The 9383-nt window shown below is 72.7% G+C and carries 9 protein-coding genes and 1 pseudogene; 5 read left to right on the top strand and 5 right to left on the bottom strand.

Going from position 1 to position 9383, the window contains the following annotated elements; genetic code table 11:
* Window positions 1-220, bottom strand: a pseudogene (locus G3I42_RS26075) (hypothetical protein); the annotation flags it as partial.
* A gap of 93 nt (window positions 221-313) precedes the next feature.
* Complete coding sequence (locus G3I42_RS26070; RefSeq protein ID WP_164289884.1) at window positions 314-1153, bottom strand: MurR/RpiR family transcriptional regulator; 840 nt, start codon at window positions 1151-1153, stop codon at window positions 314-316.
* A 331-nt stretch (window positions 1154-1484) separates the two neighbouring features.
* On the opposite strand from G3I42_RS26070, the gene G3I42_RS26065 reads away from it, so the two are divergent.
* Window positions 1485-1883, top strand: a complete 399-nt coding sequence (locus tag G3I42_RS26065; RefSeq protein WP_203607358.1) for a hypothetical protein — start codon at window positions 1485-1487, stop codon at window positions 1881-1883.
* Window positions 1884-2252: 369 nt separating this feature from the next.
* Here the strand turns inward: G3I42_RS26065 and G3I42_RS26060 are convergent, their stop codons facing one another.
* Window positions 2253-3641, bottom strand: a complete 1389-nt coding sequence (locus G3I42_RS26060; protein ID WP_164289886.1) for a cystathionine beta-synthase — start codon at window positions 3639-3641, stop codon at window positions 2253-2255.
* Between the two features lie 159 nt (window positions 3642-3800).
* On the opposite strand from G3I42_RS26060, the gene G3I42_RS26055 reads away from it, so the two are divergent.
* The 4 genes from G3I42_RS26055 (at window position 3801) to G3I42_RS26040 (ending at window position 7761) form a co-directional block, all read left to right on the top strand.
* Complete coding sequence (locus G3I42_RS26055) at window positions 3801-4850, top strand: SGNH/GDSL hydrolase family protein (RefSeq protein ID WP_164289880.1); 1050 nt, start codon at window positions 3801-3803, stop codon at window positions 4848-4850.
* A gap of 161 nt (window positions 4851-5011) precedes the next feature.
* Window positions 5012-6232: an acetyl-CoA C-acetyltransferase gene (locus G3I42_RS26050; protein ID WP_164289878.1), complete on the top strand. Its 1221-nt coding sequence runs from the start codon at window positions 5012-5014 to the stop codon at window positions 6230-6232.
* Between the two features lie 287 nt (window positions 6233-6519).
* A complete protein-coding gene (locus G3I42_RS26045; protein WP_164289877.1) occupies window positions 6520-7368 on the top strand; it encodes a hypothetical protein in 849 nt (282 codons plus the stop codon).
* Between the two features lie 81 nt (window positions 7369-7449).
* Window positions 7450-7761 carry a hypothetical protein gene (locus tag G3I42_RS26040; protein WP_164289874.1) on the top strand — a complete coding sequence of 104 codons (312 nt, stop codon included), beginning with the start codon at window positions 7450-7452 and terminating at the stop codon, window positions 7759-7761.
* A 133-nt stretch (window positions 7762-7894) separates the two neighbouring features.
* Here G3I42_RS26040 and G3I42_RS26035 read toward each other — a convergent pair whose 3' ends face one another.
* Both G3I42_RS26035 and G3I42_RS26030 read right to left on the bottom strand, forming a co-directional pair.
* The gene (locus G3I42_RS26035) at window positions 7895-8776 is read right to left on the bottom strand and encodes a Bax inhibitor-1/YccA family protein (protein WP_164289872.1); all 882 of its coding nucleotides are present in this window, start codon (window positions 8774-8776) and stop codon (window positions 7895-7897) included.
* Window positions 8777-8911: 135 nt separating this feature from the next.
* Window positions 8912-9383 (bottom strand): hypothetical protein (locus tag G3I42_RS26030; protein ID WP_203607357.1); only part of this gene is annotated, 472 nt, incomplete at its 5' end.

Below are 9383 nucleotides of genomic sequence, written 5' to 3'. Positions count from 1 at the left end.
GGTAGCGGGCGCGGCGGGGGTACGCGGTGAGCGCGGCGGCCAGTACGTACAGGAGCACGCCTGCGTACAGCCCGATCCGCCGCCCGGTGAGCCCGGGCGGGACGAGCCCGGCCGCCGCCGCGACGAGGCCCCACCACCACAGGGGTGCCGCGCCCGCGCGGACCACCACCGCGACCCGGACGAGCGCGCGCCTGCCCCGTCCCGTACCGCCTCTCGCCACCGTCGTCCCCTTCCCGCGAGCCGTGCGCCTGTGCGGCGAGTGACGGTAGCGGCGCTTGATGAGGAGACGCTGAGACGAGTCTGAGAGCGGCTGTCAGTCGGCGAAGAGGCCGCGCGCGGCGGCCTGCGTGTCGAACTCCTCCAGGCGGGATTCCGCGCCCGGGATGTGGTCGGCCATCGCCTCCAGGAGGACGCGGCCGAGGAGCATCGGGGCGCACGCGGTGTCGAAGGCGAGGCCGGTGCCGACGGCGGCGGGCAGGAGGAGGTCGGAGTGGGCGGCGACGGGGGCGAAGGAGGAGTCGGCGACGGTGACGACGGTGAGGCCGAGGCTCTTGGCGTGGGCGAGCGCGTCGACGACCTCGCGCGGGTGGCGCGGCAGCGCGAAGCACAGCAGCGTGCTCGCCCCGGCGCGGCGCGCGGCGTCGAGCCGGTCGCCGAGCATCGTGCCGCCCTCGTCGAGCAGCCGGACGTCGGGGTGGACCTTCGCGGCGAAGTACGAGAAGCCGAAGGCCTGCGAGGCGGCGGCGCGCAGCCCGAGGACGGGCAGCGGGCGGGAGGCGGCGAGGAGTTCGCCCGCGCGTTCCACGGGGGCCGGGTCGGCGAGGAGGTCGGCGAGGCGGCGCAGGTTCTCGATCTCGCCCGCGACGGCCTGCTGGTACTCGTTGGGCTCGGTCCCGGGCGCGGTGGACTCGCTCGCGGGGGTGCTGTCGCGCAGGTGGCGGCGGAGCGCGGGGTAGCCGTCGAAGCCGAGCGCGACGGCGAACCGGGTCACGGACGGCTGGCTCACCCCCGCCAGCTCGGCCAGCTCGACGCTGGAGAGGTACGGCACCTCGGCGGCCCCGCGCACCATGCAGTGCGCGATGCGCCGCTGCGTCGGGGTGAGGCGCTTCCCGTCGAACAGGGCCTGAAGCCGTGCGGCGGCACTCTCGCTCATGCCATTCAGTTAAGCAGACAGCTGCATGGAAATATGCGGTTCGGGGAAATCGGCCCGGCCCTCCAGGAATCACGGGCTCGGGGATTGCGGTCTCCGGGATGCGGGCAGGCGCCCCGGCGGCAAGGATACGAACGGGTACGAACCGCCCGTACAGCCCGAAAGGAGCGCGCATGTCCTCCAAGCGACGCCGCAAGAAGAAGGCCCGCCGCAAGCACGCGGCGAATCACGGCAGCAGGCCCCAGAGCTGAGCCCGGGGGCGGGCGGGCCACCGTGCGAAGAGGGGGGATTCCCCCCGTGTGCGGTGGCCCGCCGCTCCGTACGCTCCCGGGGTATGGAGACCTCTGACCGGGAACTGCGCAAGGAACTCGACGCGACCCTCCAGGCCCGTCGCGAGCTGGGCGAGGAGTACGACTCGGCGCTGATCGACTCCTTCCTGGAGAAGATGGAGCGCCGCGTCGACGAGACGATCGACCGCCGCGTGCGGCGCGGCCTCGCCGAACAACAGGTCGTCGTGGCCCGCGGCTCGTCCCCGCACGCCCCCCGCTTCCACGGCAACACCTGGTTCCGCCAGTACGCCTTCGCCCTCATCTCCCTCGTCCTCGCCATCCCCCTCTCGGCGATCGCCGCCGCCCAGGGCGGCACAGCGGGCCTGATCGTGGCCTGGGCAGGAATCGTGGGAGTGAACGTGGCGGCACGGACAAGCAATAATTCGAGCCCCTCCGGCGATTGAGGAGCGGGGTGTGGGGCGGAGCCCCAAGAGCGGGCGAAGCCCGAAAGGCGGGGTCCGGGGGCGCAGCGCCCGGAAAACCGAGCGCGAGGACCGCCGCACCCCCAGCCGCGAGGCCGGGGGGCGGGACGACGGCGGTCCCCGCGGAGAACGCGCGCCCGGGTCAGGCCCGGGCCACGTCCCACTGGCGTTGGAGGTCCGGGAGCCGCTCCGGAGGTCCAAAACGCCGTATCGGTCGCCGGCCCGGGAGGGGAGCCGCTCCCTCCCTGCCGACATCCCTCAATCTGCCGGACGCGTGTTAACGACGCGCTGCGCCCACGTGACGGCCTCGTACCACTTGCCCGGCGGCTGACCGCCCCCGGCGAGAACGCCCTACTTCCCCGCCTCGCGCGCCAGGAAGGCGAGCAGGTCCTGCCTGCTCACGACGCCGGTCGGCTTGCCCTCCACGAGCACGATCGCCGCGTCCGCCGTACCGAGCACCGCCATGAGGTCCGCGACGGGCTCGCCCGAGCCGACCTGCGGGAGCGGCGCGGACATGTGCTTGTCGAGCGGGTCGGAGAGCGAGGCCCGCTGCGCGAAGAGCGCGTCGAGCAGTTCCCGCTCCACGACGGAGCCGACGACCTCGGCGGCCATGACGTCCGGGTGCCCCGCGCCCGGCTTCACGATCGGCATCTGCGAGACCCCGTACTCGCGCAGCACCTCGATCGCCTGCCCCACGGTCTCCTCGGGGTGCATGTGGACGAGCGAGGGCAGCGGGCCCTCCTTGTACTTGAGGACGTCGCCGACGCGCGGGTGCTCGCCCGCCTCGTCGAGGAAGCCGTAGTCGTTCATCCACTCGTCGTTGAAGATCTTGCTGAGGTAGCCGCGCCCGCTGTCGGGGAGCAGCACCACCACGACGTCGTCGGGACCGGCCTCGCGCGCCACCTCCAGCGCCGCCACGACGGCCATCCCGCAGGAGCCGCCGACGAGCAGGCCCTCCTCCTTGGCGAGGCGGCGGGTCATCTGGAAGGAGTCCTTGTCGGAGACGGCGACGATGGCGTCCGTGACGGTGCGGTCGTAGGCGCTCGGCCAGAAGTCCTCACCGACGCCCTCGACGAGGTACGGGCGCCCGGAGCCGCCCGAGTACACCGAGCCCTCCGGGTCCGCGCCGACGATCCGTACGCCCCCGTCCGAGACCTCCTTGAGGTAGCGGCCCGTGCCCGAGATCGTGCCGCCGGTGCCGACGCCCGCGACGAAGTGCGTGATCCGCCCCTCCGTCTGCTCCCACAGCTCGGGGCCCGTGGAGTGGTAGTGCGAGAGCGGGTTGTTCGGGTTGGAGTACTGGTCGGGCTTCCAGGCGCCGGGGATCTCGCGCACGAGGCGGTCGGAGACGTTGTAGTACGAGTCCGGGTGCCCGGGGTCGACGGCGGTGGGGCAGACGACGACCTCGGCCCCGTAGGCGCGCAGCACGTTGATCTTGTCCGTGGAGACCTTGTCGGGGCACACGAAGACGCACTTGTAGCCCTTCTGCTGGGCCACCATCGCGAGACCGACGCCGGTGTTGCCGCTCGTCGGCTCGACGATCGTGCCACCGGGCCGCAGCGCCCCGCTCTCCTCGGCCGCCTCGATCATGCGCAGCGCGATGCGGTCCTTCACGGAGCCGCCGGGGTTGAAGTACTCGACCTTCGCCAGGACGGTCGCCTGGATGCCTTCGGTCACGCGGTTCAGCCTCACCAGCGGGGTGTTGCCGACGAGGTCGATCATCGAGTCGTGAATGTGCACCGTTGTCTCCGGCTTGCGCGTCTGGAAGGGCTCGTTCTGAGTCACGACAGCCTACGGGGCGTGGCCGCCTGCGTGCCCCGTCCTCCGTATGCGCGATTGGCACACCCGGCCCGCGGGGCATTGAGTGGGTGTACGGCTTACGAGGAGGTGCTGCGTCGCATGTCGTCGAGAGCGAGGGTGGCACGGCGGATCGCCGCGGGCGCGGCGTACGGCGGGAGCGGGATCGGGCTGCTCGGGGTCGCCGGGGTGGGTCTGCTCCTGGCGGAGGTCCAGCTGGCGAAGCGGAACGTGGGCGTGGGCGAGATGGTGGTGCCGCCGCACGCGGACGGCCGCTACGGGCGCACGCTCGCGGCGGAGGGTCCCGGGGCGGAGCGGCCCCCGATCCGCTTCACGATGATGGGCGACTCGCTCGCGGCCGGGCAGGGGGTGCGCCGGGCCCGGCAGACGCCCGCCGCGCTGCTCGCCTCGGGGCTCGCGGCGGTCGCGGAGCGGCCCGTGGAGCTGCGGAACATCGCGCTGCCGGGCGCGCGCTCGGACGACCTCGACCGGCAGGTCTCGCTCGTCGTCTCGGACCCGGACGGGGTTCCCGACGTGTGCTGCGTCATGATCGGCGCGAACGACGTGACCCACCACATGCCGCCCATGCGGTCCGTGCAACTGCTCAACGCGGCGGTACGGAGGCTGCGCACCGCCGGGACGGAGGTGGTCGTGGGCACGTGCCCCGACCTCGGCACGGTGGAGCCCGTCTACCAGCCGCTGCGCTGGCTGGCCCGGCGCGTCTCGCGGCAGCTCGCGGCGGCGCAGACGATCGGGGTCGTGGAGCAGGGCGGCCGTACGGTGTCGCTGAGCGACCTGCTCGGCCCCGAGTTCGAGGCGAACCCGCGGGAGATGTTCGGCCCGGACAAGTACCACCCGTCCGTGGAGGGGTACGCGACGGCGGCGATGGCGGTCCTGCCGACGCTGTGCGCGGCGCTGGGGGTGTGGCCGGAGGACGTGACGGCGGACGAGGGCGTGCTGCCTGTCGCGAAGGCGGCGGTGGAGGCTGCCGCCTCGGGGGGTACGGAGGTGGCCGCGATGCCCTCGCACGGGGGGCGGCGAAGCCCCCTCGCCCTCCTGCGCAGGCGGGGCTCCGCCCCGAACCCCGCTCCTCAAACGCCGGAGGGGCTAAGAGTTTCCGGTCCGGGTCAATCCAGCCCCTCCGGCGTTTGAGGAGCGGGGTGTGGGGCGGAGCCCACAAGTCCCGCCCCAGCCATGAGCAAGCGCTTAGAAATGCGGCCCGTGTCACACGCCTCACCCCGTGACCCCCGCTCTACGTGGCGGTAGCTTCACAAGCACTGCCGTCGTCGCCGCCGCTGCCCGAGGAGCCCGCCATGCCCGAAGCCGTCATCGTCTCCGCCGCCCGCTCGCCGATCGGGCGGGCCTTCAAGGGCTCGCTCAAGGACCTGCGCCCCGACGACCTCACCGCGACCATCGTGCGGGCCGCCCTCGACAAGGTGCCCGAGCTGGACCCGCACGACATCGACGACCTCATGCTCGGCTGCGGGCTCCCCGGCGGCGAGCAGGGCAACAACCTGGGCCGCATCGTCGCCGTACAGCTCGGCATGGACTACGTACCGGGCCTCACCGTCACCCGCTACTGCTCCTCCTCGCTCCAGACCTCCCGGATGGCGCTGCACGCCATCAAGGCGGGCGAGGGCGACGTCTTCATCTCGGCCGGGGTCGAGACCGTGTCGCGGTTCGTCAAGGGCAACTCCGACAGCCTCCCCGACACGCACAACCCGCTCTTCGCCGAGGCCGAGGCCCGTACCGCCGCCGTCGCCGAGAGCGGCGCGGACCAGTGGCACGACCCGCGCGAGGACGGCCTCGTCCCGGACGCGTACATCGCGATGGGCCAGACCGCCGAGAACCTCGCGCTGCTCAAGGGCATCACGCGCCGCGACATGGACGAGTTCGGCGTGCGCTCGCAGAACCTCGCCGAGCAGGCCATCGCGAAGGGCTTCTGGGAGCGCGAGATCACCCCCGTCACGACCCCGGACGGCACGGTCGTCAGCAAGGACGACGGGCCGCGCGCGGGCGTCACGCTCGAAGGCGTCGAGGGCCTCAAGCCCGTCTTCCGCCCGGACGGCCGCGTCACGGCCGGCAACTGCTGCCCGCTCAACGACGGCGCCGCGGCGCTCGTCATCATGAGCGACACGAAGGCCGCCGCGCTGGGCCTGACCCCGCTCGCGCGCATCGTCTCGACCGGCGTCTCGGGCCTCTCCCCCGAGATCATGGGCCTCGGCCCCGTCGAGGCGAGCAAGCAGGCGCTCAAGCGCGCCGGGCTCGGCATCGGCGACATCGACCTCGTCGAGATGAACGAGGCGTTCGCAGCCCAGGTCATCCCCTCCTACCGCGACCTCGGCGTGGACCTGGACAAGCTCAACGTCAACGGCGGCGCGATCGCGGTCGGCCACCCCTTCGGCATGACGGGCGCGCGCATCACGACGACGCTCATCAACAGCCTCCAGTTCCACGACAAGCAGTTCGGCCTGGAGACGATGTGCGTCGGCGGCGGGCAGGGCATGGCGATGGTCATCGAGCGCCTGAGCTGACCACCCCCGCGCGCCTCGCGCGCCGCGTACGCGCCGTGCGCCCCGCACGCTCCGCGTACGCTCCAACACCCCGCGCGCACCTGATCAATTCGTGACCCGATCTCCCCCGGGATGTGACACAAATCCCGGGGGAGATCTCTTTGCGCAGGTCAGCATGGTTGAACCGGCAAGCATCGAAGGTGCATATCCACCCAACTGGTGACATTCGGCACTGACAGCGGGCCCTGTCAGGCGCCAAGCTGAGGGTGGACAGTTCGGGGGTCCCGTCGGAATCAGGAGTAACGCCTGTGAGCGCCCTGCCTCTTGCCCTGCTCATCGTCACGGCCGCCGCCGTCGTCGTCGGGCTCGTCGCGCTGCGCGTGGCCCAGGCCCTGCGCCGCGAACTCGCCGCGCTCCGCGCCGAACTGGTGCGGAGCACCCCGCCCGTACCCGCGCAGATCCCCCCGGCCCGTACGGACGCCGACACGATAAGGGCGGCCGTCGCCGACGCCCTCGCCGAGGAGCGCGAGCGCGAGCTGGCCGAGGCGCGCGCCTTCTGGGCGGCGCAGGAGGTACGGGAGGGCGGCGAGCCGGCCGGTGGTCTCCCGGCGGGCGCCGAGGACCTGTACGCGCCGCGCCCCGCCGACGTCGCGGGCCTCGACGCCTTCGCCGAGGTGCACGGGCTCGGTACGGGCTTCGACCTCGCGGAGCTGGACGAGCTGCTCGCGCGCAGCCGGGACGAGGAGACCGAGCCGGAGCCGGAGCCCGAGTACCCGGAGGACTCCGCCGAGCTGGCCGCCGCGCGCCGCCGCCACCCCTCGCACCCCGACTTCGTCCCCTCGCAGCCGAACCCGATCGGCGACCACGCGGCGACGGTGGCGCGCCTCGAAGCGCTGGCCGCCGCGCGGACGACGCTGGCGGACGTCCGCCCCGGTCCGCTCGGGACGCTGGACGTCTACGTCTTCGTGGACGGCACGACGCTGTGCGCGACGCCGGGCCACCGGGAGACGGCGGAGTTGCTGGCGGAGGCGGTGCGGGAGGGCCGGGAGCCGTTCCTGCTGGGCGGCTCGGGCGTGTCCGGGGCCTTCGCCCTGACGTTCGGCTGCGGCGAACGCAACGTGTACCTCCTGGCGGACCGCGTGATCACCTCGACGTGAGGCACCCCCGGGGCTCCGCCCCGGACCCCGCTCCTCAAGCGCCGGAGGGGCTGAGTAGTCGGCGCCCGCTACGCTCGGAGGATGCTGGATACGTCCCCGTTCCTCAGTGCAGTCGAGCAGTTCGCCGACCGCCTTCGCGCCGCCCCGCAAAGCCGCCTCCAACGAGGAGCCGCCGCGCGTGCGCTGGCCCTGGCCCAGGAGCTCGCAACGCGCGCACAGAAACGCGAGGAACCAGGCACCGAACCCCGCACGATGCCGGACGCGGGCATGTTCGCGGTCGCGGACCAGCTGACGGTGACAGCACACGATCTGGCACAGGTCCTGCGTGACGACGCAGAGGTGGAGCACGCAGCAGCACGCGTCGCGGAGGCTCGCGGGGAAGCCGGCCTCTGACCCCAGCCGAAAAAAACAGCCCCTCCGGCGTTTGAGGAGCGGGGTCTGGGGCGGAGCCCCAGGAAGACGCCCGGCACGCGGAAGGGGCCGCCACCCCGCAAGGTGACAGCCCCTCCCGCCCCGCCGAAGGCGGTCAGTCGTTGCCCTGGAGAATCGCGATCAGCCGCAGGAACTCCATGTAGATCCACACCAGCGTCAGCGTCAGCCCGAAGGCCGCCAGCCACGACTCCTGCTTCGGCGCCCCGTACCGGATGCCGTCCTCGACCTGCTTGAAGTCCAGCGCGAGGAAGAGCGCGCCGAGCACGATGCCGATGATCCCGAACAGGATGCCGAGGTGCCCGCTGCGGAAGCCCAGCCCGTCGCCGCCGCCGAACGCGGCGAAGAGCAGGTTGACCGCCATGAGGAGCACGAAGCCCATCGCGGCGGCCATCACGAAGCCGACGAAGCGCCGGTTGACCCGGATCAGGCCCGTCCGGTACGCCACGAGGACGGCCACGAACGTCGCCATCGTGCCGATGACGGCCTGCATGGCCGCACCGTCGGCGATGTGCGTGTCCACGACGTTGCTGACGACGCCGAGGAAGACACCCTCGAGCGCCGCGTACGTGAGGATCAGCGCCGGGCTGGCCTTGCGCTTGAAGGACTGCACGAGCCCGAGCACCATCGCCACGAGCCCCGCGCCGATCGCGATGCCGTAGGACTTGCCGAGGTTCGCCTCGTCGACCGGCAGCACCGCCCACGCGAGCGCGGCGAAGACAATGAGCGTGCCGAGGGTGCCCGCCGTGCGGGTGACGACGTCGTCCATCGTCATGCGGTCGGCGGTGGGCGGGGCCTGCGGTACGCCGTACTGGACGTCCGCCTGCGCGTAGGGGTTGTTCGCGTACGGGTTGCCCGTGACCGGGGCCGGGACGGTCCCGACGGCTGCTCCCCCGGCCTGCGGCGCGGCGTTGAAGCCCGCGGAACCGTTGTCGCGGCTGAAGCCCCGTCGCGAGAAGACCGGGTTGCTGCTCCTCATCTCACTCCTCCATGGCCACCCTGTGTGGCCTTGCGCTCCAGAGTAATGCTTAGGCAAAAGGATGACTCTAGTGCTTGGGGAGGATCTTTCCTCCCCGCGCAGTGGAAACGAGCCGTACGCGGTGTGTGTTCCCGCTCACCCCAGCGCTGTCCGCAGCACTTCGGCACGTGCCTCCGCGGCCCCCACGACCACGGTCAGCGTGTGCCCCGGTCCCGGCGCCGCGTCCGCCTCGCCGGTGATCCGCGGCCGCCCCGCGCCCCGCCCGAACCCGTACCGCACGAGCACCGTCTCGCGCCCGCACCAGATCTCCGCGAAGACCGGCCCCAACGGGGTGCGCGCGGTGGGGCCGAGCGGGTACTCGACGGGTTCGTCGGCGGGCGGGATCTCGGTGCGCAGGTCGACGAGGGGCCGCGCCGCGCCCGTACGCCGCCCGACGACGCCGCAGCGCCCGTCGGCCGCCACGTACACGAGGAAGCGGTCGGGACCGCTGCGGACCGTCGCGAGGACGCGGCGGCCGAGGGCGGGTACGGGGGTGCCCGCCGCGAGCGGGAGGGCGAGCGACGGGAGCGCGACGGCCGGCTGCGCCACGGGCGGGAGCGAGGCGAGC

The sequence above is a fragment of the Streptomyces sp. SID11385 genome (assembly GCF_010548245.1).
Taxonomy (GTDB): domain Bacteria; phylum Actinomycetota; class Actinomycetes; order Streptomycetales; family Streptomycetaceae; genus Streptomyces.
Note: the sequence above shows the minus strand (reverse complement) of the source record. Positions and strands in the feature narration are given on the sequence as shown.

Coding starts and splice junctions, on each gene's coding strand:
- G3I42_RS26070 (WP_164289884.1), bottom strand. CDS start 1,153: ATGAGCGAGAGTGCCGCCGCACGGCTTCAGGCCCTGTTCGACGGGAAG.
- G3I42_RS26065 (WP_203607358.1), top strand. CDS start 1,485: ATGGAGACCTCTGACCGGGAACTGCGCAAGGAACTCGACGCGACCCTC.
- G3I42_RS26055 (WP_164289880.1), top strand. CDS start 3,801: ATGTCGTCGAGAGCGAGGGTGGCACGGCGGATCGCCGCGGGCGCGGCG.
- G3I42_RS26050 (WP_164289878.1), top strand. CDS start 5,012: ATGCCCGAAGCCGTCATCGTCTCCGCCGCCCGCTCGCCGATCGGGCGG.
- G3I42_RS26040 (WP_164289874.1), top strand. CDS start 7,450: ATGCTGGATACGTCCCCGTTCCTCAGTGCAGTCGAGCAGTTCGCCGAC.
- G3I42_RS26035 (WP_164289872.1), bottom strand. CDS start 8,776: ATGAGGAGCAGCAACCCGGTCTTCTCGCGACGGGGCTTCAGCCGCGAC.